At 56.0% G+C, this 23,105-nt stretch carries 19 protein-coding genes; 17 read left to right on the top strand and 2 right to left on the bottom strand.

The genetic code is table 11. From position 1 onward, the window contains the following. The first annotated feature begins 98 nt into the window (after positions 1–98). The 7 genes from HY751_05410 to groL all read left to right on the top strand — a co-directional run bounded on the left by HY751_05410 (position 99) and on the right by groL (position 7,206). Positions 99–1,787, top strand: coding sequence for a hypothetical protein (locus HY751_05410; GenBank protein ID MBI4665834.1), 1,689 nt, complete (start codon positions 99–101; stop codon positions 1,785–1,787). Between the two features lie 62 nt (positions 1,788–1,849). Continuing rightward, a complete protein-coding gene (locus tag HY751_05405) occupies positions 1,850–2,905 on the top strand; it encodes a DUF1016 domain-containing protein (protein MBI4665833.1) in 1,056 nt (351 codons plus the stop codon). A gap of 42 nt (positions 2,906–2,947) precedes the next feature. Next, positions 2,948–3,466, top strand: coding sequence for an ORF6N domain-containing protein (locus HY751_05400; protein MBI4665832.1), 519 nt, complete (start codon positions 2,948–2,950; stop codon positions 3,464–3,466). A gap of 111 nt (positions 3,467–3,577) precedes the next feature. Continuing rightward, on the top strand, positions 3,578–4,066 hold the full coding sequence (locus HY751_05395; GenBank protein ID MBI4665831.1) for a GNAT family N-acetyltransferase: 489 nt from the start codon (positions 3,578–3,580) through the stop codon (positions 4,064–4,066). 126 nt (positions 4,067–4,192) lie between these two features. Beyond that, on the top strand, positions 4,193–4,828 hold the full coding sequence (locus HY751_05390) for a DUF599 domain-containing protein (GenBank protein ID MBI4665830.1): 636 nt from the start codon (positions 4,193–4,195) through the stop codon (positions 4,826–4,828). Positions 4,829–5,217: 389 nt separating this feature from the next. Beyond that, a complete protein-coding gene (gene groES / locus HY751_05385; protein MBI4665829.1) occupies positions 5,218–5,511 on the top strand; it encodes a co-chaperone GroES in 294 nt (97 codons plus the stop codon). 57 nt (positions 5,512–5,568) lie between these two features. Then, entirely contained in the window at positions 5,569–7,206 is a 1,638-nt protein-coding gene (gene groL / locus HY751_05380; GenBank protein MBI4665828.1) for a chaperonin GroEL, read from the top strand. A gap of 507 nt (positions 7,207–7,713) precedes the next feature. Here groL and HY751_05375 read toward each other — a convergent pair. Then, a complete protein-coding gene (locus HY751_05375) occupies positions 7,714–8,025 on the bottom strand; it encodes a hypothetical protein (protein ID MBI4665827.1) in 312 nt (103 codons plus the stop codon). A 69-nt stretch (positions 8,026–8,094) separates the two neighbouring features. On the opposite strand from HY751_05375, the gene HY751_05370 reads away from it, so the two are divergent. Further along, entirely contained in the window at positions 8,095–10,506 is a 2,412-nt protein-coding gene (locus HY751_05370) for a phenylalanine--tRNA ligase subunit beta (GenBank protein MBI4665826.1), read from the top strand. 186 nt (positions 10,507–10,692) lie between these two features. Here the strand turns inward: HY751_05370 and HY751_05365 are convergent, their stop codons facing one another. Continuing rightward, the gene (locus tag HY751_05365) at positions 10,693–11,529 is read right to left on the bottom strand and encodes a response regulator (GenBank protein ID MBI4665825.1); all 837 of its coding nucleotides are present in this window, start codon (positions 11,527–11,529) and stop codon (positions 10,693–10,695) included. A gap of 1,029 nt (positions 11,530–12,558) precedes the next feature. Between HY751_05365 and HY751_05360 the strand changes: the two genes are divergently transcribed. The 9 genes from HY751_05360 to HY751_05320 all read left to right on the top strand — a co-directional run bounded on the left by HY751_05360 (position 12,559) and on the right by HY751_05320 (position 23,051). After that, positions 12,559–12,783, top strand: coding sequence for a DUF4926 domain-containing protein (locus HY751_05360; protein ID MBI4665824.1), 225 nt, complete (start codon positions 12,559–12,561; stop codon positions 12,781–12,783). Between the two features lie 43 nt (positions 12,784–12,826). Beyond that, entirely contained in the window at positions 12,827–14,227 is a 1,401-nt protein-coding gene (locus HY751_05355; GenBank protein ID MBI4665823.1) for a sigma-54-dependent Fis family transcriptional regulator, read from the top strand. 350 nt (positions 14,228–14,577) lie between these two features. Further along, the gene (locus HY751_05350; GenBank protein ID MBI4665822.1) at positions 14,578–16,956 is read left to right on the top strand and encodes a hypothetical protein; all 2,379 of its coding nucleotides are present in this window, start codon (positions 14,578–14,580) and stop codon (positions 16,954–16,956) included. A 78-nt stretch (positions 16,957–17,034) separates the two neighbouring features. After that, complete coding sequence (locus HY751_05345; protein ID MBI4665821.1) at positions 17,035–18,336, top strand: peptidylprolyl isomerase; 1,302 nt, start codon at positions 17,035–17,037, stop codon at positions 18,334–18,336. Positions 18,337–18,885: 549 nt separating this feature from the next. After that, complete coding sequence (recA, locus tag HY751_05340) at positions 18,886–19,914, top strand: recombinase RecA (protein MBI4665820.1); 1,029 nt, start codon at positions 18,886–18,888, stop codon at positions 19,912–19,914. Between the two features lie 37 nt (positions 19,915–19,951). Beyond that, positions 19,952–20,449 carry a regulatory protein RecX gene (locus tag HY751_05335; GenBank protein MBI4665819.1) on the top strand — a complete coding sequence of 166 codons (498 nt, stop codon included), beginning with the start codon at positions 19,952–19,954 and terminating at the stop codon, positions 20,447–20,449. Next, positions 20,446–21,225, top strand: coding sequence for a prepilin peptidase (locus HY751_05330; protein ID MBI4665818.1), 780 nt, complete (start codon positions 20,446–20,448; stop codon positions 21,223–21,225). The genes HY751_05335 and HY751_05330 overlap by 4 nt, the downstream gene beginning before the upstream one ends. Positions 21,226–21,311: 86 nt before the next feature. Continuing rightward, on the top strand, positions 21,312–22,265 hold the full coding sequence (locus HY751_05325; GenBank protein MBI4665817.1) for an aspartyl protease family protein: 954 nt from the start codon (positions 21,312–21,314) through the stop codon (positions 22,263–22,265). Beyond that, positions 22,266–23,051 carry a carbon-nitrogen hydrolase family protein gene (locus HY751_05320; GenBank protein MBI4665816.1) on the top strand — a complete coding sequence of 262 codons (786 nt, stop codon included), beginning with the start codon at positions 22,266–22,268 and terminating at the stop codon, positions 23,049–23,051. The last annotated feature ends 54 nt before the right edge of the window (positions 23,052–23,105 follow it).

The raw sequence follows: 23,105 nt of genomic DNA, 5'->3' as shown, positions 1-23,105 counted from the left end.
GCCTATCGGCTAGGCTTGTCTTCAAAACATGGGTAATATAAATTCACCTGTCTTTCCTTGGCCTTTGGCTTCCCCCGTTCGAATTATTAATTAATGCGATGAAAACGCCTCCCCCTTTAACTTCAACCGCAAATTCCCCGGAAACGCCGCGCCGGGAGGAATTCGACCCCGCAAAAGGTTGTCAGGACCCGTCCACAGGCATGTTTGGGGCGTTCCTGATGCTGGCCATGGTGGCGGCTTACGCCATTTTCCGCGCGGACATAATCCCAAACGGCGGGCCCCAGGCCAGAAACTGTCTTTGGCTTTTTCCCGGCAAGTGGGGGTATGAGTTCATAAACCGGGACTATTTTGATGTGCTCATAGTGGTCCTGCTCGGGTTCGCCGTGATGGTGACCTGGGAGTTCCTCAAATCGAAACCTCAAAGGGCCGCCTGTTTTGCCGTCGCCTTTGTTGGAGCGGCTATGGCCTGGGCCGTGGCCATGGGTTCCCAGGTTTTCTTTGACGGCATAACCCTGGTTTGGCTTGGATGGGAGTGGACGCGGTACGAGATAGTTTGCGCCCTCATGTTTCTTGCCCTTTTATTGATGTGGCTCCCGCCAGCGGGGCGGTGGGCGCGAACGGGCGCGTTTAAAGTTAAAAATCCTGTTCCCCTGGCGGCAAAAACGGCGTTGTTCCGCTGGCTGGCCGGGTTGTGCCTGCTTACGCCGGTGTTGATCATTTTCCGGGCGCATCCGTTTTACATCAGCAATTATTATGAAAACTGGCGGATAACCATATCTTATATATATCTTGGCTACCTGTTACTGGGGTTCCCTTACGGGTTTGTGACGAACCTTTTGAGGAACAGCCGGGGGGAGGACAGGAAAGACGCGGGGTTTCTGGCCATGTTGTTTTTCCGCGCGGTTTTCCGCCGCATAAAAGGCCGCAAAGACAGCCTGCGCCGTGTGATGAAAAACAAATCCACATTGGTTGTTTTGCGCGACCTGGGGGTGAAGTTTTTCTTCGTGCCGCTTATGACCACGTTCCTGTTTGTGGAATGCGGCGGGTTTTTCTCCAATTTCCCCCAGTTTCTAAAGCAGTTGACTGAGGTATTAACCAATTCCGGCCAGTACTTTGGAGGCGCCGGGATTGAGGGGTTCATAGCGTTATCGGGCATGTTCGACAGGTTCTATTTCAGCGCGTTCCACGCTATTTTCGTGATGGACGTTTCGCTGAGCCTTACGGGATACGTTTTTTCGCTTCGCTGGCTCAACAACAAGTCCAAAAGCGTGGACCCTTCCGTTACCGGCTGGCTTGCGGCCATAATCTGCTACCCGCCGTTCAACGGGATAACAACTAACTATCTTCCGTATAACCGGGGGTATGGCGACTCGCCATATCTGATGCAACTGGCCACCGCCACCGCCAGCTTAAACCCAGACGCTCCGGCGGTTTTCATGGGCATGATGGATTTCACGCTTAAAACCATAACTCTGCTGGCCTTCACCGTTTATGTCTGGGCCACCATGGCTTTCGGCTTGAGGTTTTCGAACCTTACCAACCGGGGCATCCTGGCCCGGGGGCCATACGCCTTCATCCGCCATCCGGCGTACATCTCTAAAAATTTCGCATGGTGGGCGGAGAACATTCGAAACTTCGCAAGCCCATGGCAGTTTGTATTCCTGGCGGTGTGGAACTACATCTATTATCTTCGCGCGTTGACCGAGGAGCGGCATCTCTTGAAAGACCCGGACTACGTAGCCTACAAAAAACAGGTGAAATACAGGTTCATCCCTGGCGTGTGGTGAGAATACGGAAAGGGCAGGGTATGGCAGGTAAAGGTAAGGCTCCAAAAACTGAATCCGCAATTATGCAAGCGCCTGTTGCACAATTAGGCAAAGCCCATGTGGACTATGCGCTCCTGCTGGAAGACCTTAAGGGGAAGATTCGATCCGCCCAGATTCGCGCCGGTCTTGCCGCCAACCGCGAATTGGTTCTGCTTTATTGGGAGATTGGCCGCCAAATTCTCGATAGCCAGCGGCAAGAGGGTTGGGGAACAAAGGTTGTGGATCGGCTGGCGTTAGACCTACGGCACGAATTCCCGGAGATGAAAGGATTCTCCCCTCGTAATCTCAAATATATGAGGGAGTTTGCCGAGATATATCAAGAAACGCAATTTGTGCAGCAGGTTGCTGCACAAATACCCTGGTTTCACAATGTCGTCCTAATTGATAAAGTCAAAAACCCTATCGAGCGCGAATGGTACATACGCCAGACCATCCAAAACGGCTGGTCGCGCAACGTTCTTGTCCACCAAATCGAAAGCGGCCTGTACAAGCGCCAAGGGAAAGCCGTCTCGAACTTCGACCGCACCCTGCCAGCGCCTCAATCAGAGCTTGCCCGGCAGATATTGAAAGACCCATACGTCTTTGATTTCCTGACCATCGGCGAAGAGGCCAAGGAACGGGACGTGGAAAAGGCGCTGTTGGAGCAGATAAGGGCGTTCCTGTTGGAACTTGGCGTGGGATTCGCCTTTGTCGGCAGTCAATACCATCTGGAAGTCGGCGGGGAAGATTTTTATATTGACCTGCTCTTCTACCACCTGCGCCTGCGTTGTTTCGTGGTGATAGAACTAAAGGTTGGGGAATTCCAGCCGGAATACGCGGGGAAGATGAACTTTTACCTTTCCGCCGTGGATGACCTGCTACGCCATAAAGACGACCAGCCGAGCATCGGGATTATCCTGTGCAAATCGAAAAACAAGGTGGTCGTGGAATACGCCCTGCGCGACACCCGGAAACCAATAGGCGTATCGGGATATAAACTCACGGAGACCCTGCCCAGGAAGTTTAAAAGCGAACTGCCAAGCGTCGAGGAGCTGGAGACATCGCTAAAGGAGGCGAGGCATGGGGAGTCAGGTATCTGACAACTTGAGATCACAATTTGGCGCCTTAAAGACGGAGACGATATGAAAGCGTTGATACCGGTGGAGCTTATCGAGCAAAAGATTCTTCTGATTCGCGGCGAGAAGCTCATGCTGGATAGCGATTTGGCCGAGTTGTATGGCGTTGAGGTTAAGCACCTGAAAAGGCAGGTGAAACGGAATATAACCCGTTTCCCCGAAGATTTCATGATCCAGTTGTCGAAAGAAGAATACGATTCTTTAAGGCGCCATTTTGGCCCCTTAAAAAGGGGGGAACATTCTAAATACCTGCCCTATGCTTTTACTGAGCAAGGCGTGGCCATGCTCTCCAGTGTGCTCAATAGCGAAAGAGCTATTGAGGTCAATATTCTCATTATGAGGGCTTTTGTCAAGCTTCGTGAAATGCTCGCAACCCATAAGGATTTGGCGAAAAAGCTGGAAGAGATGGAAAAAAAGTATGACGCCCAGTTCAAGGCCGTGTTCGACGCCATCCGCCAGTTGATGTCCCCCGCCATCCCAACCCGCCCCAAGATCGGATTCAAGCGGGAGAAGGAAGGGCAATGAGTGGCGAACGAAAGGAGCCGGGGCATGGCGGGTGATCAGGCATGTGATGTTCTACAAGGCGGGGCTAAGGATGTGTATAGATGATTTATTAATAGCGAGGAGAATCTCGTTATGATCAGCGTTTACAACGAACATTACGAGATTGACGATTCCTTCGCCCGGCTCGATTTCGCCCGGGTTGAAAAATGGCTTTCAAAGGAATACTGGTGCCCGGGGATCGGCAGGGACGAGATAGAATTGGCCGCCACACATTCCAGTATCACCGTGGGCTGTTATTTCGATGGAATACAGGTGGGTTATCTGCGCGCGTTAAGCGACAGAACGAGGTTCGCCTATTTCATGGACATTTATGTGGACGAGGCCCACCGGCGCAGGGGCATAGCCAACGCCATGATCCGCTTCGTGTTCAACCATCCGGACCACAAGAACGTTTTCATGTGGCTACTGGCCACAAAAGACGCTCACGGTGTGTATGAGAAAGCCGGGTTCAAACCACTGCCCAAACCCGGCATGTGGATGTTGCTACGGGAGGAGGATAAATGGAACGCCCGGTTTGGCGCATTCCCCAATCCGGCTAAGGATTTTAGGGAGGATCGGTGAAGCCGCCGCTGACAGCCGCGCCGGTGTTATAATCCAACAAGTGTATTAACTTTTACCGGAGCGGAATTGACCGGTTTATTAAGCGATTTCGGCGGGGACGCTGTGGCGTTCGCCTCTTGCGCGGCGATGCTGGCGGCGTATCAGCTGTATATGCGACTCAAACTCCGGGGCGATCCAGCGTTCACCATCCAGTCCGTAAACTTCAAGGTGCGCCAGGCTTGGGTGGAAAAGGTTATGGCCGACACCGGCAAGGATGTATTGGCCGTTCAAACCCTCCGGAACTCCACCATGGCGGCCACGCTTATGGCCTCCACCGCCGTGTTCCTTATAATAGGCGCCCTTACGCTAAGCGCCCAGGGGGACAAGCTGAACAACATCTGGCACGCTCTTAACATATTCGGCGACACCCGGCGCGAGTTGTGGATGCTAAAGGTGTTGCTTATTGTGGTGGATTTCCTGTTCGCGTTCTTCTCTTTCTCCATGTCCGTGCGGCTCTACAACCATATCGGGTACATGATCCACTCCCCCATCCTTCCCGCGCATGTGGCGATGTATTTGAACCGGGCGGGCAATTTTTACAGCTACGGGATGAGAGCCTATTATTTCTCCGTCCCGCTCATATTCTGGTTTTTCGGGCCGCACCTGATGATAGCCTCCACCTTGGCCCTTATATGTTTTCTGTACAACATGGACAAAACGCCGGACTTTCTGGCGGAAGATTTCCGCGCCGCTGTGAAACCAGCTTCCGTAGAAAAGCAATAACTGGCACTTTTCGGTGGTGTCCCAGTTTGGATCTCAAATAATAGACAGATCCTTCACTTCGCTTGCGCTTCGCTCAGGATGACAATGCGATCAACGGCTCTTATATTGTCATTCTGAGCGTAAGTGAAGAATCTCCCCTGCGCTTTCAAACTGAGACACTACCCACTTTTCATTATAAAAGCGAAAATCAGGCAAAATAAGATTTAGTTCACTTTTTTTCCGCATCACCTTGCTTTTCAGAAACCCCCGTACTATCTTTAATGCGTTGTTAGCGCTCGAAGCCATAGAGCGCTAACGGGTTGGTGTCTAGAGGGGTCATAAAAAATAACCCTTGGATAGCCGACACGGTTCAATTTCTTTAAGTTATTGATATGAAGGAGGATAGCTAGATGGGTGTTAACATCAGGCCGTTGAACGACCGGGTGCTTATTAAGCAGGCGGAAGCCAAGGAAACTATGAAGGGCGGCATAATCATCCCAGATTCCGCCAAGGAAAAACCCCAAGAGGGCAGTGTGGTGGCTGTTGGCCCGGGTAAATCTTTGGAAGACGGCAAGATCCGCCCCATGTCCGTGAAAAAAGGGGACAAGGTGATCTACTCCAAATACGCCGGCACCGAGATAAAGCTGGACGGCGAGGAATACCTGCTTATGCGGGAAGACGACATCCTCGGCGTGGTGGAATAAGCCCCGTAAACGGATCAACAATCATAACAACCCATTTAATCAGAGGTTACAGCTAGAATGGCTAAACAGATATCCTACAGCGAAGACGCGCGCCACAAGCTTATGCGCGGCATGGACCAGCTCGCCAACGCGGTGAAGGTCACCCTGGGGCCCAAAGGCCGGAACGTCATCATCTCCAAGAAATTCGGCTCGCCCATCATCACTAAAGACGGCGTGACCGTGGCTAAAGAGATTGACCTCAAAGACCCGTACGAGAACATGGGCGCCCAGCTGGTAAACGAAGTGGCCTCCAAAACCTCCGACGTGGCTGGTGACGGCACCACCACCGCCACCGTGCTGGCCCAGGCCATTTTCCGCGAAGGCATGAAGAACATAGCCGCCGGCGCCAACCCCATGGACCTGAAACGGGGCATAGACCTGGCTGTTGAAAAAGTGATCGAGAAGCTCAAGAAGCTCTCGAAAGCCACCAAGGATAAAAAAGAGATAGCCCAGGTTGGCACCATCTCCGCCAATAACGACTCCACCATCGGCGAGCTTATCGCCGAGGCCATGGACAAGGTTGGCAAAGACGGCGTTATCACCGTGGAAGAGGCCAAGAGCATGGAGACCTCCCTTGAGATAGTGGAAGGCATGCAGTTTGACCGCGGCTACCTTTCCCCTTATTTCGTAACCAACCCCGACAAGATGGAGTGCCATCTGGAGGACTGTTACATCCTTCTCAACGAGAAGAAAATCTCCAGCATGAAAGACCTGCTCCCCATCCTCGAAAAGATCGCCAAAATGGGCAAGCCGCTGGTGATCGTTTCCGAGGACGTGGAAGGCGAGGCCCTGGCCACCCTGGTGGTGAACAAGCTGAGGGGCACCCTGCAGGTGTGCGCCGTGAAAGCCCCCGGATTTGGTGACCGCAGGAAGGAAATGCTGAAAGACATAGCCATCCTCACCGGCGGCAATGTCATCTCCGAAGAGCTGGGCATCAAGCTGGAAAACATCACCGTTGAAGACCTGGGCCAGGCCAAACGCATCACCGTGGACAAGGACAACACCACCATCGTTGAGGGCAAAGGCAAAGGCAAAGATATCGAAGGCCGCGTAAAGCAGATCCGCAACCAGATCGAGGAGACCACCTCGGACTACGACCGGGAGAAACTGCAGGAGCGGCTGGCCAAGCTGGTTGGCGGCGTGGCCGTCATCAACGTCGGCGCGGCCACCGAGACGGAGATGAAAGAGAAGAAAGCCCGCGTGGAAGACGCCCTGCACGCCACCCGCGCGGCGGTGGAAGAGGGTATCGTCCCCGGCGGCGGCGTGGCGCTCATCCGTTGCATCAGCTCCCTTGAGAAGGTGGAGTGCGAGAATAAAGACCAGCAGATCGGCGTGGAGATCATCCGCCGCGCCATCCAGGAGCCCCTGCGCCAGATAGCCAACAACGCCGGGCTGGAAGGCTCCGTGGTTGTACAGCACGTGGCCAAGGAGAAGCAGACCGTGGGCCTCAACGCGGCCACCGGCGAGTATGTGGACATGCTGGACGCGGGCATAATAGACCCCACAAAGGTCACCCGCACCGCCCTGCAGAACGCCGCGTCCATCGCGGGCCTTCTGCTGACCACCGAAGCCATGATAAGCGAGATACCGGAGGATAAACCCGCCGGTCCCGCCATGCCCGGCGGCGGCATGGGCGGCATGGAAGGGATGTACTAGTTCTAATAGCTTTCTTTACAGGGGCTACCCGTCGGGTAGCCCCTTTTTTATTTGAAAGCCTCCCATTTATTCATTTTAGCAATATGCAATATTTGCCTTGTGAGGCTTATCGGTATGAGCCATGTTGAACAATTCAAGCTCAAGCGTCCGGATTCGCGAACCGCGCTGGACACATGGGGTCGCCTTATCCGTGAGAATCACTTCAACACCCGGCAGATAGGGGATCTGTCCAAACGTTTCCATGTGTCGCCATCGGTGTTTTTTGACAGTTGAACGCAACCGGTAGCGGCATGGAGGGGATGTACTAGCTGTACTGAGATAGTATCCACCTGACGCCACCTCAATCCGGGTATTTCGCTTCCACGGGGTCGCCCGACCCCGGTTTCTTCACCAACCCCTAAACCATGTCCATTATTGGATAGGCTGAATATGGAGAAGCGATGGATGGAATCCGTGGTTAGCGACCACGGGGAAGCGTTAATGGGACAGTGGCCCGTTCCCAAAGAGTCATTTTCCGGCCGCGTCCAGCTCTTTATTATGCTCCGCCGACGAGTCCACAACGCCGGTAAGGTTTTTCTCCAAGTCTTTTGTAACTGTCTGGTCGCCCAGTTTGCCCGCGGTTTCGGCCTGTTCACGCACGGTTTGCGGGGCTTGTTGTTCCGCGGCCGGCTGTTCAACCGCTTTTGGCTCAGTGCATGCGGCGGTGGACATTATCAAGACGGCGGCGCCCAGGAGCAGATGGTGTTTCATGTATGGTCTCCTTTTTTCGTCCATTTTGGCGCAGTCCACCATGGCTGTAAACCTGCTTTTGCCGTCCATCTCCCCGTCCCGGTTTTTTCCTGGCTGGTTTTGTACTAAAATACCTCCCTTGTTTAACATAGGTTGCAGATGAGAATCCCTTATTCCTGGATAAAAGAATTCGCGCCAATCACCGCCAGCGCGGAAGATGTGGCCGCCAAACTGTCGGTATCCGGCATCGAGACCGTGGCCCGGCCTTTTGGCGAACGGGTGGAAAACCTTGTGACCGCCAAAATAAAAAGCGTCGCCAAACATCCGCAAAAAGACGCCTTGCTGATCTGCCAGGTGGACACTGGTCAGGGCGGCGCGCAGATAATCACCGCCGCCACCAACGTGTTCGAAGGGGCGGTTGTAGGGCTTGCCAAGCCGGGCGCCGTGATAGGCGGCAGGACCATATCGCCGGTGAAGTTCGGCGATTACGACTCTTCCGGCATGTTCGTATCCCTGAAGGAACTTGGGCTGGAGGATACTTCCGGCGGCGTGTTCATTTTTGATAATGACACACCCGCCGGGGTGGACGTTAGCGCCCTTCTCGGCCTGGGGGAGGAGAGGATAATAGAGATAGACGTTACCGCCAACCGGGGGGACGCGCTAAGCGTTCGCGGCCTGGCGCGGGAGATATGCGCCATTTACGGGGTTAAGTGCCCTTCCACGGCCCCGGCGTTGAACATCTCCACGGGCGGACCCATAAATATTAAGCTGGAAAGCGCCGGGGTGTATCGTTATCGCGGCGTTACGCTGGAAAACGTCAAGGTGGCTCCCTCTCCGCTTTCCATGCGGCTGCGGCTCATAAAGTCCGGCATTGGCCCCATCAACAACGCGGTGGATATTACCAACTACATCCTTCTGCAAGAGGGCCAGCCGCTTCACGCTTTCGATATGGACAAGCTGAAAGGCTCCGTTTACGGCCGCCTGGCCCGCGAGTGGGAGACAATATTATGCCTGGACGGAGCCGAGCGGAAACTTTTGCCCGGCGACCTGGTGATAGCCGACGACGAGGGCCCCATAGCCCTGGCGGGGGTAATCGGCGGGGAGCGCGCTAAAGTGGCCGAATCCACCACGAACATCCTTCTGGAGTCAGCGGTGTTCGACGGGCGGCTCATAAGGAAAACGGCTAAACGGCTGGCGGTGTTTACCGACTCGTCGTACCGGTTCGAACGGGGAGTGGACATTGTAAACCTCCCCGTGGCCGAAGACCGGGCCGTGGAATTATTCGTATCCCACGCCGGGGCCCGCGCCGTGGCCGTGAGTGACCAATGCCCGAATCCGTACACACCGGCGAAGGTAACCATCACCGAAAAAGAAACCAAACGGATTCTAGGCGTGGAAGTCCCTGCCAGCGAGATTGCGCGGATAATGGAACAGCTGGAACTGCCCGCCACCATTTCAGGCCCATCGGTGACGGTGGAGATACCCCCGTTCCGCGCCATGGATCTGGAGCGGGAGATAGACCTTATAGAAGAGGTGGCCCGTTTGCGCGGGCTGGACACGCTGGAGCCCACATTTCCGTCCATATCAATGGCAAGATATAAAAAGAGCGACGAGTTTTTGTTCGAGACCCGAGCGCGGGACTATTTTAAAGGGTGCGGGCTGGACGAAACGGTGACTTATACATTCCTTGGCGACGAGGATTTCATGGCGCTGGGGCTGGCCGCGCCCACGCAGAGGATTCAGAACAGCATCATCCAGACCCAGAGCGTTATGCGCCACACCCTTTCGGCGAGCCTGCTGAAAACCTTGCAGGAGAATTTGCGGTATCAGACCAGGGATTTGTCGGTTTACGAGATATCCTCCTGCTTCTTCGAAAATCACGAGGACATCCGGGCCGGGATACTGGTTACCGGCGCAAAATCACAAGGCTATGGTTACACCCGGGGCAAAGCCGGGTTCAACACCGTTCTGCCCTGGAGTTTTGTAGCGTTGAAAGGGCTTATCCAAGGGTATTTCGATTTCCTTGGCGTGGGCCCTGTGGTTTACGAGCGCTCGGAAACGCCATACCTGCATCCGTTCGAGTCCGCCGTTATGAAGATCAACGGCGCCGATGTTGGGTATCTGGGCAGGATACATCCCGAAACGGCGGACAAGCTGGGAATACCCGGCGCAACGTGGCTTGCGGAGATAAAGCTGAGATGCGTCCCTAGAGACATTGAAGAGCCAGCGGACAAGGAGGGCTACCTTTTCACGGCCTACGCCAATAAAAACCTGGTGAACTTCGCGGAGCTTCCGAAGTTCCCATCAGTGCGGCGGGACATTGCGCTTACGGTGGGCGACGACCTGGCGGTGGAACGGCTGGCGCTGGAAATCCGGGAGACCAGCAAACTTATAGAAGACGTGTCGCTGTTCGACGTGTATTTCATGGGCGAGGGGAAGAAGAGCGCGGCGTTCGCCATAGGTTTCCGTAGCCGGGAGAAGAGCCTGGAGGACGAGGAGGTGAACGGCGTGATGTCCGTAATGCTGGAGAGGCTGGCCCGGCGGTTCCCCGGGCTTAAGATACGCGAATAAAACCACCTTCGCTTCGGGCTATGGCCAAAATGGCGCAGTAACAAACTTGTCACCCCGGCCAAGTGAAGCGCGAGCCTGGGTCTCGGCATTAATCCTGGATAAGTGAGGCCCTGATTCCGGGCCTTCGCTTGCGCTACACCCGGGATGACGTTCCTGAAGCGGCAGAACCTATTTGGGCAACGCCGTTCAGCCGCGGAACAGGTTTACTTTCTTCATCACCACCCGGGCCTGGGCGCCGTCGGGGGAAAAAGTGAGCGTCTCGGCGTAATACTTTGCCATTAACAGCCCGATGTTCGACGGGTCTGTAATATCGAACTCCTCTATAGAGCTGGGGAGACGGTCGGCGTTATACACGCCGGGCGGCGTTGTGAATTCCATCTCCACAGTATCTTCCGTTATCAGGAACCGGGCTGAAACCGTAAGTTGCGGGTTGGCCTCCATAGCCTTGGCGGCCATGGCCAAAAGCTCCCCCGCCACGAAGGGGATAGAGATGTTCCGTTGATGGGGCGAATAGCCCATGATGCCCGCCACCGAGGACAACTGGTGGTTCATTTTTTCCATGTTGTCATGATCCGGCGGGAAGCTGGCCTCTATAACGTTGCTCGCTCCCGGCACCGGCGGCAGGTGCGTCATGTGATGCCTTGGAAGCCTTAGCCCCCTTGCGACCGCCTCCAGAATGGTGTTCTGGTCGAAAGGCTTGTTAACGAAGAAAAAGGCGCCCTTCCGCACCGCGTCCACCACCGTGTCGAAAGTGCCGTATCCGGAGATTACCACCACCGGCATGCCGGGCTTGATGTCGTGGATCTGGCCAATAAGCTCCAGCCCGTCCATCCCTGGCATGCGCAGGTCGGTGATAACGATGTCCACATCGTTGTCCTGCGCTTTCATCAGCGCGTCCACGGCGGTTTCCGCGGTGAGGGTAATGTAATTTTCCTTGGCGAAGAGGCGTTCCAGCAAACGCCGGATTTCCTGCTCGTCATCCACTATAAGGATGGTTTTATCCTTCGTTTCCGGCTCCAGCACCCGAATCTCCAGCAAAACTTGAAATTGTAAAATAATGGGCCAGTATTCCGCCCCTTTTGGGGCGTTTAAATTATATCAGCAATTCGGTTTATGGGCGATTTTTTGAGGGGGAGTGGGGGTGGAAATGTCATCCCGGCCAAGCGCCAGCGCGAGCCGGGATCAGGGTGTCAATGACGAACAGCGAAGCCCTGATGCCGGATCAAGTCCGGCATGACATCAGTCGCTTCGCCGGTGTCGCCCGACCCCGGACTTAATTAATTCGACAGAGGACCGTGGTCGGCGGCCACGGGGAAGCAAGGAGAATCCGTCGTCAGGCGGCCACGGGGAAGCAGGCGCCCGCTGGATTGTTGCCGTCCCACAGCCATTGCCAGCCGCCCCTCGATAAGCTACCATTTGAGTCTTAACGGCCTGTTGCACAAACCGTTTCCCGCAATGTCACCCCGGCCAAGCGAAGCGCGAGCCGGGGCCGCGACCTTATATGTATTTGGAAAGGGGCCCTGATCCCGGGTCTCCGCTTGCGCTACGCCCGGGACGACATCGCTGAAACGGCGCTAAACTATTTGGGCAACAGCCCGTTAACGTTAATATGTTCGAATAACCTGTAAACCCCTTGGCGGCGCGATAAACAATGTTCACCATACTGGTTGCCGCCAACGAGTGGAGCATGGCCGAGGGAACACATTGAAACATGCGGATACCTCATTTCCACCTCGCGGACGTTGACATGAATAAAGTGACTGGTTACCTGCTTTCCGGGATGCATCCAAACGGCAAGCATAAGGCGAGATTCTTTAGCCGGTTCGGTTTTTTACCGTCCAATCCGGAGTTCTTGAGGGAATCGTTGAAAAATCATGCCCGCCATGATTATATGAAACAGGAACAAACCATGTTTGGAACACGATATGTCATTGATGGGCCATTGGAATCACCTGATGGGCGAAATCCGTTAGTGCGCTCCGTTTGGTTTGTTGAACAGGGGGAGGACATGCCCCGTTTCGTGACGGCGTATCCAGCGAAGGAGAATAGGTGATGATACGCGAGCTTGAAAGTGTGGTTCTGGAAACCGATCTGCCAGCGGCTGGGCTGAAACGAGGCGATATCGGCACGGTGGTCATGCTTCACAAGGATGGGGAAGGCGCGGAGGTTGAGTTTGTAACCCTCGATGGTGAAACCGTTGCCGTGGTCACCCTGCGCGTGTCGCAGATGCGCCCGATCCGCCACGGTGAAATAGCGCATGCCCGCTCTGTCGCCTGAACGGCGGATGCCCCGCCCTATTTATACTGCGGCGCGATAAACAATGTTCACCATACTGGTGGCCGACGACGAAAAGAGCATGACCGAGTTCCTGGAGATCATGCTGAACCGCGAGGGGTACGACGTGGTCTCCGCCTCTTCCGCCGAAATAGCCATGGAGGCGCTGGAAACCCGCGATATAGACCTGGTGATCACCGACATCAACATGCCCAAAGCCGGGGGCATGGCGGTGCTCAAAAAATCCGCCGAAAAAGACCCCAACGTGCCCGTGATAATGATCACCGCCTTCGCCTCCACAGACACCGCCGTGGAGGCCATGAAAATAGGCGCCTACGATTACATCACAAAACCCTTCAAGATAGACGAGATAAAGCTCACCGTGGCCAAGGCGCTGGAGCGCCGCCGCGACAAGGCGGAGATACGCCGCCTGCAGGAAGAGGTGGCCCAAAGCTATTCCATCGGCGAGCTGTTGGGCAAGTCCGGGAAAATGACCAGCCTCTTCCGCATGATAAGGAAAGTGGCGGACAGCCGCTCCACGGTTATGATCAACGGCGAGTCCGGCGTGGGCAAGGAACTGGTGGCCAAGGCCATCCATTACCTGTCGGAGCGTAAAGACAAACCCTTCATGTCCATCAACTGCGGCGCCATGCCGGAACAGCTGTTGGAAAGCGAGTTGTTCGGCCACCAGAAAGGCTCCTTCACCGGCGCCCATGCGGACAAGAAAGGCCTGATGGAACTGGCGGACGGAGGCACGTTCTTTCTGGACGAGGTGGCCGAGGCGCCGGTATCGGTGCAGGTGAAGTTGCTCCGGGTCCTGCAAGAGCGGGAGTTTAAACGCGTGGGCGGCGTGAAAGAGATAAAGGTGGACATCCGCGTGATAGCCGCCACGAACCAGAACCTGGACGAGCTTATCCGTTCCGGGAAATTCCGCGAAGACCTTTATTACAGGCTGAACATAATAAACCTCTCCATCCCTCCATTGCGGGAGCGGCGGGAGGACATCCCGCTGATGGTCACCCGGTTCATGGAAAAATATTCGGAGGAAGACCGCCGCAGAATAACCTCCATATCGCCGGAGGCCATGACATTGCTTGAAAACCATTACTGGCGCGGCAACGTGCGGGAGCTGGAGAACGTCATTGAACGGGCGGTGGTGCTTACCACAGGCCCCAGGATAGAGGTGGAGAACCTGCCCGATTACATCCGGTTCTCCATCGCGGAGCCCGGGCATGATGCCTATCGCATTCCCGCGACGGGGATGGACCTGGAGACGGTCATCAGCTCCATCGAGAAGGAGTACCTGCTAAAGGCGCTGGAGAAGGCCCAAGGAAAAAAGAAAGAGGCCGCCAAGCTGGTGAACCTCACGTTCCGCTCCTTCCGGTACAAACTGGCCAAATACGGCATCGGCGGTGAAGACAAAGGGGAAGAAGGGGATTTGGCATAGCCGGGCCGTTGTAAATACTTTCAAGCCGGGTGTTCAACCGCCCGGCTTTTTGTTTGTCCGATAATGTGCATTTTAGAGGAATGTATTTATTTTTATAAATGAGTACATATAGCGCTTGGGAACTTTTTTACCCCGGGGTATTTACTACCCTATGCAACGGGAATATATTCATCCCTCAAGAAGAGGGGGGATAATCCTTATCGCGCAATTTCCCCGGCCAGCGCGACCGCGCCGGGAGCGGTTGGAGCGTCCAGTCTTCATTTCACGCGTTTAGAGTGGCCGTAACCTGGTTGTTCAACTTGTTACGCCGTGGCTACCATTTTTTCATTTCTTTTTTAGCGGAGAGGGCTATGAAGAAGCGTAGGGGAGTTTTTGACAGATTACGCGCTTTCGGGGAGAAAAGCGCGGCGCTGGCGCTTACGGCGCTGGTGGCTTCCGGTTCCGGCGGGAACATTCAAACCGCCAGCGCCGCAAGCAAGAGCAAGGATTATGTGATCTCCATAAACTATGAGCTCGGCATGCACTGCACCGGGTTCGATTTCTCTTATTGTTGCGTGCTACCGCCTTACAACAGCATTCTCACCCAGGTTGTAAAACACGCAAGGTTCGACAAAAAGGACAATAAACCCACCCTCATGGCCGCGGATCCCAAAGACCCGTCGGTGCTGGTGGACGGGGACAAACGCTTCAAGCTCTTCTACGAGCACGTGGGCAACAGCTATTCCGAAGGCAACAAGATGGCCTATTGGAACGTGCCCTACGACATAAACGGCGACGGCAACCCCTATGGCTCCAACGAGTCGGTGGCCAACGCATACTTCCGCCATCTGTACGTTTACGCCGACCTGGAAGGATCCAACCCCAATAAAACCTCCAAGGATTCCGAAAAGCTGAGGGTGGGCGTGGAGATCCCGGTGCCGCTGGACGCGGGCCCTTCCGGCCAGCCGGTTTCCGGTAGCTATCTTAAATATTCCGGCGACAAGGGAACCATAGTGTTCACCAAGTCCCCGGTGCTGGACAACGTGCCGATAGTGCTCACCAACCCCGGCATATGGGAGGCGCTGGGCCTGCCGCTCACGCCTTTCCTCGACAACGAGGTGAGCAAGGGCATAATGAAGATCACCGAGAAGGACATCCAGCCCTACCAGCAGGCGCGGGTGACCCTGGTGGACGCCAAAACCGGCAAAGCGGTGATGGATTCGGCCACCGGCAAACCGGTGTCCTACACCGGCACCAACCCCATAGACGTGCCCAACTGTTATAACTGCCACGCCAACGAGAACGCCAACGGCGGCAAATATAACAAGTACAAGGGCGAGCAGGAGTATTGGAAATCGGTGGGCGCTTCGGACTGGTTCGCCAGGCTCAAAGGCACCGCCATTTCCATTATGGAAATCCACGACGCCAAGCACGGCACCGACTTCCTGAAGAACTACAACGCCAAGGCCACCTCAAACAGGCTGGGCCGGGGAGCGGTGCTCTGCCAGGAATGCCATGCCGACAACGTCATAGGCAAACTGTCCTCCAGGAAGGCCGGTGACGTTTCCGCCACCGTGAAGGACAAGGACGCGGTCATCATGCCGCTTACCGAAGCCATCCACCGCACCCACCAGAGCGCCCGGCCTTTGGCCGACTCCCAGGGCAGGTCCGGCGCGTGCCAGGGTTGCCATCCGGCCCACAGGCAGGACAGGAGCATGGCTGGCTATCCCATCACCACCGACGGCAAGAACGCCTATGAGAACGCGGACAACCGCGACGCCGCCGGCGGCTGTTTCGTCGGCCGCGACGTGCACTCCAACCCCCAGAAGGGTAAAGACCTGGCCAGCAAGTCTTCCCGCCTCAACGCGGTGGGCAAGTACCTCAAGGAGAACGTGGCCATGGAGGGTGGCAAGATGAAAGGGCTGTGGTGCACCAACTGCCACAACCAGCTCACCCGCGAACTTTACCAGAGGGACAACCTGACCCACGCCTTCACCCAGGCCGGGCAGACCATCCGGAACAAATCCCTGGACGATATCGCCAAGGCCATAGGGGTCTCCAAGAAAGACCTGGTGGCCAAATATATCGACCCGAAAGTTCCGCTGAAAGGCGAGGACAAGGATTCCGGCGTTATGCTCACCTGGGCCAAGGAAAGGCTTGTTCCGGACATCGCCGTCATAGCGGTGACCGAACAGGGCCCTGTGGCCTCCAAGGATGAGGACGGCGACGTGAGCGTGAAGATACTCTCGGCCAACCCTGGTGACTCCGCCAACATCAAGGGCGGCGCCGCTGTTCCTTATAGCGCCGCCACCCATGGGCGGGACTACTGGCTGTCCGCCGGCGCGCCCCACTGCGCCGACTGTCACGCCGCCCCCTTCGTGGAAGGGCAGGGCGGGGTGGCTTTCCCCATCAACCAGCCGGGCAAGCACTCCCTTATGCGCTACTCCAAGGGGCATGCGGGCTTGAGCTGTCAGGCCTGCCACGAGTCCATCCATGGGCTGTATCCGGTGACAAGCAAGGTGGACCTGACCACGTACAAGCAGGCCGCCGCCATGAACCCGGACGGCAGTCACGGGCCGGTGAAATGCGCCGCCTGCCACGAGGTGAACAAGGGCGGGGTGCCGAAGATAGCCGAGGAGTTGCTGTATAATGGCGACTCCATAGGGACGAACTTCGACGCGGCCGTGTCGTTCATCCACGCTACCGCTCCTGATCTTGGCGGGGCCAATCCCAAGAAGATCAAGAAGTGACCTGTTGACCTGTCGCGGCCGGAGAGAGGGTTTAGTCCCTTCTCCGGCCGCTTTTTTATGTTCAGAGGATAAATGAAAATGACGTTACGGGTTCTGTTTGCGATCACCATTACTTTAATCACGCTGAATGTTTATACGGCTGGCGCCGAAACGCCGGTGGCCAGGGTGGGCTCCAAAGTGATAACCCTGGAGGAGTTGAACCGGGCTTTAGGTAGCCTTCCCTCCGGCGGGCCCATGACCGCCGATGAGAAACTGGAGCGCAACGCCCGCGCCCTGGAGGCGCTGAAGGGAATGATAGATTCCGAGCTTTTATACCAGGAGGCCCGGAACGCTGGCGCGCTATCGTCTCCGGAGTTTGTCCGGAAGTCCAACGAATACCAGGATACGGTCCTGGCGGACCTGTACCGCCGGAAACTGTTCGACGAGAAGATAAAGGTGGTGGACGCCGACGTGGACAAGCTGATGGCGGACAGGGGTGTCACAAAAGAGGCCGCCACGGCCATCCTGCAAAGCGGAAAACGCAAAGAGCTGATGATGGTGGAAACCGCCATCCTGCTGGAAAAATACAAGGTGGAGCTATCACCGGACCTGGCCGGGAAAGGCGAACCGTCGATTAAAGATTCCGCCACGCTGGCCACCGGTTCGTTTTTCAACATCAAATACGGCGATGTGAAAGAACAGGCCAAACGGTTCGGGTCTGACAAGGCCGCCCTGCTGGAATTCGTCGCCGGGATTGTGGAGGAAAAAATATTCGCCGCCGAAGGCCGGGCCAACGGCCTGGCGGACATAGCAAGGTACAAAGAACAAGTTGGGGAGTTTGACCACAGCCTGGCAGTGAACATATTGCGCCAGCGGCTGGATTCGCAAAATGAGCCGTCCAAAAAAGAGGTGGCCGCTTATATCGCCGCCAACGAGTTTCTAAAATACCAGCCCCGGTACGCCGCCGCCCTTATGATTGTGACCAAGACCAAAGAAGAGGCCGAAACCGTTCGCAAAAAAGCCCTGGCTGGCGGCAATTTTTATGAACTGGCCACCAAATATTCTATCGCCCCCGACGCGCAGGCAAACGCCGGGCGCCTCGGCATGATGACCATCGGCGACAGGTCATATACCGTTGTGGACCGCGCCCTGCTGGCCGAAAAAACCGGCGGCGTAACCAAACCGGTACAAGGCCCCCACGGGTTCAGCATATTCAAACTGCTGGAGATCACCGGAAAGAAGAAACGCGACGATGGCGAGGCGCGGGAAATGGCGCGAAGGGCTTTGCTGGAAGGCAAGTTTGAACAGTACATGGACAAACTCCGCAAATCCGGCCAGGTGGAGATAATGCAAAAAGAGGAAGCGCCAGCCAAACCCGCCGATAGCGCGGCCCGGCAGTAGATCCCCGCTTTCGCGGTTCCCAGGTTCTTTGGCAGGGACGGGTTTTAAACCAGCTATTGTTGCAACCCCGGTTTCTCGCAGGGGCGGCCACCCGTGGCCGCCCTATGCTTTCCCTTCATCGTCCTGAGACTGCTTCCCCGTGGTCGCCCTGTAATTGCTTCCCCGTGGTCGCCCGACCACGGGGAAGCGACTGTTGTCATGCCGGACTTGATCCGGCATCAGGGCTTAGCTGTTCGTCTGAGGCCCTGGTCCCGGCTCGCGCTGGCGCTTGGCCGGGATGACATGGCGTAAGCGACGAAAAAAGGTTCCCGCTCCGCGAGGTGTTATCAACTCGTGGCCCTTGGCTGGCATAAGCAGTCCGGGGTTATAACACCTAAAAAGCGTAAGGATGACAATCATCCAGTTCAAAAAACACGGCCCTGCGGTAATGCAATACATTGTATATTCACATGTTAAAAAATAATTACTATTTTCGGTTTATTTTCGTTTACAATTGCCTCCCGTTGGTTATAATTACCCAAGGTCAAAACATAATTGACAGGAGATACGATGGCCAAGGACACCGGTGAAAAACAAAAAGCCCTGCTAAACGCCCTTTCACAAATAGAAAAGCAGTTTGGCAAAGGCTCCATCATGCGCATGGGGGATAGCACTGCCGAGCCGGTGGAAGCCATCTCTACGGGAACGTTATCTATAGACTCCGCCTTGGGTATCGGTGGTTTCCCCCGGGGCCGGGTGGTGGAGGTTTTCGGGCCGGAATCTTCCGGTAAAACCACGCTCACCCTGCATGTGATAGCCGAGGCGCAGAAAACCGGCGGCAACGCCGCTTTTATAGACGCCGAACACGCGTTCGACCCCAACTATGCCCGCAACGTGGGGGTGGATATAGACAACCTGCTCATCTCCCAGCCGGACACCGGTGAACAGGCGCTGGAAATCACCGAAATGCTCATCCGCTCCGGCGGGGTGGACGTTATCGTTATAGACTCCGTGGCGGCCCTGGTGCCCAAATCCGAGCTGGAGGGGGACATGGGGGATCCGCAAATGGGTCTCCAGGCGCGGCTTATGAGCCAGGCGTTGCGAAAACTTACCGCCATAGTCTCCAAGTCCAAAACCTGCCTGATATTCATCAACCAGATACGGCAGAAAATCGGTGTAACCTTCGGCAATCCGGAGACCACCACCGGCGGCAACGCCTTGAAATTTTACGCCAGCATAAGGGTGGACATCCGCCGGATAGCCACCATTAAAGAGCAGAACGACTCTATCGGCAACCGCGTGAAAGTGAAAATAGTGAAGAACAAGATGGCGCCCCCATTCCGCGAAGCCGAGGTGGACATGGTGTTCGGCGAGGGCATCTCCCGCGAGGGGGATCTGGTGGACCTGGGCGTGGCGCACGGGTTCATCCAGAAGTCCGGCGCGTGGTTCTCCTACGGTACCGAGCGCATAGGGCAGGGCAAGGAGAACTCCAAAAAATTCCTGCGCGATTATCCCGACACCGCCATGGAGCTGGAGAACAAACTGCGGGAGAAGCTGGGTTTGCCGATGATGGCCGAGAAAGCCGCGGCGGCAAAATAATCCAGGCATAACGCGCCGGGCGCCAGGCATATTGTGAATGGCGGATAATAGCGGAAAACTTTCCTGCCGGGGCCGGGCTTTAAAAATCCTGGCCCGCCGGGCCCATTCGGTTTGGGAGCTGAGGGCGAAACTTCTGGCGGCGGAATACGGGCCGCCGGAGGTGGAGCAGGTAATCCATCGGCTTCTGGAAGGCGGGTTTCTCAATGATGCGGAGTACTGCCGGCGATACGCCGCCGGCAGGGTGGACCGGATGCGGGTTGGGCCCGGTAAACTGAGGCGGGAACTGGCCGCCAAAGGGTTTGACGGGCAGTTGATAGATGAGACCGTAAGCGCGCTGTTTGGCGAGGCGGAGGAAGAATACGCGGTGGCTTTGGAAGCGGCTAAAAAGAAATTCCGGTTTTTAAAGCCCGGGGCCGACGCTAAAACCCGCAAGCGGAAGATTTTCGACCACCTGGTGCGCCGGGGGTTCTCTATGGATACCGCCCGCCGGGTGGTTTTCGAGCGGTTCGGCGATGTGGAGGGGATTACGGAATGACTTTTTCCACCTTACCCTCGTGGTTCCTGCTTGCCTACGCATTCATCATCGGCGCCTGCGCGGGCAGTTTCCTTAACGTGGTCATATACCGGCTTCCCATGGGCCGCTCCATCGTCCGCCCTGGCTCCCACTGTTTCGCCTGCGGCTCCCCCGTGCGCTGGAGTGACAATATCCCGCTGGTAAGCTGGCTTGTGTTAATGGGTTTTTGCAGGGATTGCGGCCAGCCCATATCCCCCCGGTATTTTTTCGTGGAGCTTCTCACCGCCCTTATAACCCTGAACGTGGTGGCGGTTCATGGGTTCACAATGATGGCGGCGCTGTATTGCCTGTTCGCCTGGGGCCTTATAGCCATCACTTTTATAGACCTGGATTTCCAGATAATCCCCGATGAGATTTCGCTGGGCGGCGCCCTGCTGGGGCTAATGGTGTCGCCATTATTGCCCCTGGGGTTTTATGGGGCCATCACCGGCGCCTTGGCGGGGGGCGGCATATTTTTCGCCATCGCCACGCTGTATCCCGGCGGCATGGGCGGCGGCGACATAAAACTGATGGCCGCCGTGGGCGCTTTTTTAGGGTGGAAACTCACCTTGCTCACCATACTGCTAGGCTCTGTTACAGGCGCCATCATCGGCGTTACGGCCATCGTGGCTTTTGGCCGTGGCAGGAAAGACAAGATCCCCTTCGGCCCGTTCCTTGCCGCTGGAGCGGTTACGGCCATGCTGTGGGGCGACAAACTGGTGGGCGCCTATCTTGCCTCTATTGGCGTTCAAGGATAATAGCCCTGCCATGCCGGGCTTGACATTAAGCCCGTGGCTGGTAATGTTTTATTGGACTTGCGGTGAAACATCAGGGAGTGGTTCCGATGGGCGCTAAATTCAAGGTATTTCAAACGGCCCTGGCGGCGGCGTTTATAGCCCTCCTCACCGGAACCTTTGCCCCGGCCCAAACCATGTACAAATGGGTGGACGACCAGGGAAATGTCCATTTCGCCGATACACCGGCGGGCATCCCCCCGAAATACCGCAACCAGGTGGTCACTGAGGAGTTCAAGAAACGCAAAGAGCCAGCTCCAAAACCGGAGGAGGCCCAACCCTCCGAAGGGGGAATGCTTACCTCCGCAGAGGTTAAAAAAGCCGAGGAGGAGAAAAAGCTTAAGCGGTATGAAATCCCGTACAAGGCTTATGAGGGTACCGCGCGCCGCATAATTATTCCCGTAAGGTTCAACAACTCCATAACCGTGGACATGGTGCTGGATACGGGCGCGCCGGGCCTTGTAATCTCCCCCCGCCTCGCCGAGAAGCTGGGGCTATTCGATAAGAAAGACGGCCTGCTGTACACCCAGGCCGGCGGCATCGGTGGCACGGTTCCGGCGGCGCTCACCATAATTGACACCCTGCAAGTAGGGGACGCGGTGGATCATTTCATCCCCACCACCATCACGCCGTCCATCTCCGGGTCGTTCGAGGGGCTTGTGGGGATGGATTTCATGTCCAACTTCTCGGTCACCATCAACACCCAGCGCAGGAAACTGATATTGGAGGAACTGCCGCCATCCGCCAGCCGCCCAGGCGGTCACGACGAGGCCTGGTGGAAAATAAACTTTTATAATTTCGCCGAAACCAGGAAAGACTGGGAGGAATTCCTCAAATGGCTAAAGGAGCAGGAAAGTTCCACAACCATAATGAGCAAGCTTGAAAAGATAAAGCTGTATCGCGGTTTCGCCGAACGGCAATACACCGAAGCCGATAAACTGTTCAGCAAGCTGGACAACTACGCCTCCCGCAACTCAGTTCCCATGAACTGGCGGAAATACTGAATGAAGGTCGCCGCCATCCAGTTATCCGCCGGGACGGACACATCGCAGGCCGTGGAGAAGGCGCTGGGGTTTGTGCGCCAGGCGGCGGCGGAGGGGGCGCGGTTAGTGGCGCTTCCCGAATATTTCACCTATTACGGGCCGGAGGAAACCTGGGCCGGTGTGGCAAAGCAGGGTGAGGATATCCTTTCAGTATTTGGCGCGGCGTCGCGTGAGCTTGGCGTATTTATATTGGCCGGTTCGGTTCTGCTTCCATCGGGAGAGCCGGATAAATCCCAAAACGTTTCTGTCATGTTCGGCCCGGATGGAAAAGGGCTGGCCCGATATGCCAAGACCCATCTTTTCGACGCGGACACAGAGGCTGGAAGTTACCGGGAAAGCCGGTGGCTCACCCCGGGTGATGGGCCGAAAACAACGGTGGTGGACGATTGGACTCTGGGGTTTTCGCTCTGTTTCGAACTCAGGTTCCCCGGACATTTCACGACGCTAAGGCATATGGGGGCGCACATTATCGCCGTGCCATCCGCTTTCACCGGGGAAACAGGCGAAGAGCACTGGCTGACCTTGGTAAAGTGCAGGGCCATGGACAGCCAGTGTTACATGCTGGCTCCAGCTTTGGCCGGGCGCGTTGGCCCCAAGCGCTGTTTTGGCCACACCGTAATTGTGGATCCCTGGGGCCGCGTTTTAAATCTTCTTGAAACTGGTGAGGGGGTAGCCTTGGCCGACGTTTCGCTTGAAACTGTAGTGAACATAAGAAAAGCTATGCCATTGTACCTGGACCCGGTTTGAAGATTGGGCGCAATAGAGGTTTTTCAACTAGAATATATGATAGGTCATGGCGAA

The organism is Nitrospinota bacterium (assembly GCA_016208975.1).
GTDB lineage: Bacteria > Nitrospinota_A > UBA7883 > UBA7883 > JACRLM01 > JACQXA01.
This window is presented reverse-complemented; position numbering and strand designations above follow the sequence as displayed.

Bases quoted from the DNA above. Each gene is read 5' to 3' on its own strand.
- HY751_05330 (MBI4665818.1), top strand. From the start codon at position 20,446: ATGACTTTTTCCACCTTACCCTCGTGGTTCCTGCTTGCCTACGCATTC.
- HY751_05375 (MBI4665827.1), bottom strand. From the start codon at position 8,025: ATGGACGGCAAAAGCAGGTTTACAGCCATGGTGGACTGCGCCAAAATG.
- HY751_05345 (MBI4665821.1), top strand. From the start codon at position 17,035: ATGACGTTACGGGTTCTGTTTGCGATCACCATTACTTTAATCACGCTG.
- HY751_05410 (MBI4665834.1), top strand. From the start codon at position 99: ATGAAAACGCCTCCCCCTTTAACTTCAACCGCAAATTCCCCGGAAACG.
- HY751_05390 (MBI4665830.1), top strand. From the start codon at position 4,193: ATGCTGGCGGCGTATCAGCTGTATATGCGACTCAAACTCCGGGGCGAT.
- groES (MBI4665829.1), top strand. From the start codon at position 5,218: ATGGGTGTTAACATCAGGCCGTTGAACGACCGGGTGCTTATTAAGCAG.
- groL (MBI4665828.1), top strand. From the start codon at position 5,569: ATGGCTAAACAGATATCCTACAGCGAAGACGCGCGCCACAAGCTTATG.
- recA (MBI4665820.1), top strand. From the start codon at position 18,886: ATGGCCAAGGACACCGGTGAAAAACAAAAAGCCCTGCTAAACGCCCTT.
- HY751_05355 (MBI4665823.1), top strand. From the start codon at position 12,827: ATGTTCACCATACTGGTGGCCGACGACGAAAAGAGCATGACCGAGTTC.
- HY751_05325 (MBI4665817.1), top strand. From the start codon at position 21,312: ATGGGCGCTAAATTCAAGGTATTTCAAACGGCCCTGGCGGCGGCGTTT.
- HY751_05360 (MBI4665824.1), top strand. From the start codon at position 12,559: ATGATACGCGAGCTTGAAAGTGTGGTTCTGGAAACCGATCTGCCAGCG.
- HY751_05335 (MBI4665819.1), top strand. From the start codon at position 19,952: ATGGCGGATAATAGCGGAAAACTTTCCTGCCGGGGCCGGGCTTTAAAA.
- HY751_05395 (MBI4665831.1), top strand. From the start codon at position 3,578: ATGATCAGCGTTTACAACGAACATTACGAGATTGACGATTCCTTCGCC.
- HY751_05320 (MBI4665816.1), top strand. From the start codon at position 22,266: ATGAAGGTCGCCGCCATCCAGTTATCCGCCGGGACGGACACATCGCAG.
- HY751_05400 (MBI4665832.1), top strand. From the start codon at position 2,948: ATGAAAGCGTTGATACCGGTGGAGCTTATCGAGCAAAAGATTCTTCTG.
- HY751_05405 (MBI4665833.1), top strand. From the start codon at position 1,850: ATGCAAGCGCCTGTTGCACAATTAGGCAAAGCCCATGTGGACTATGCG.
- HY751_05350 (MBI4665822.1), top strand. From the start codon at position 14,578: ATGAAGAAGCGTAGGGGAGTTTTTGACAGATTACGCGCTTTCGGGGAG.
- HY751_05370 (MBI4665826.1), top strand. From the start codon at position 8,095: ATGAGAATCCCTTATTCCTGGATAAAAGAATTCGCGCCAATCACCGCC.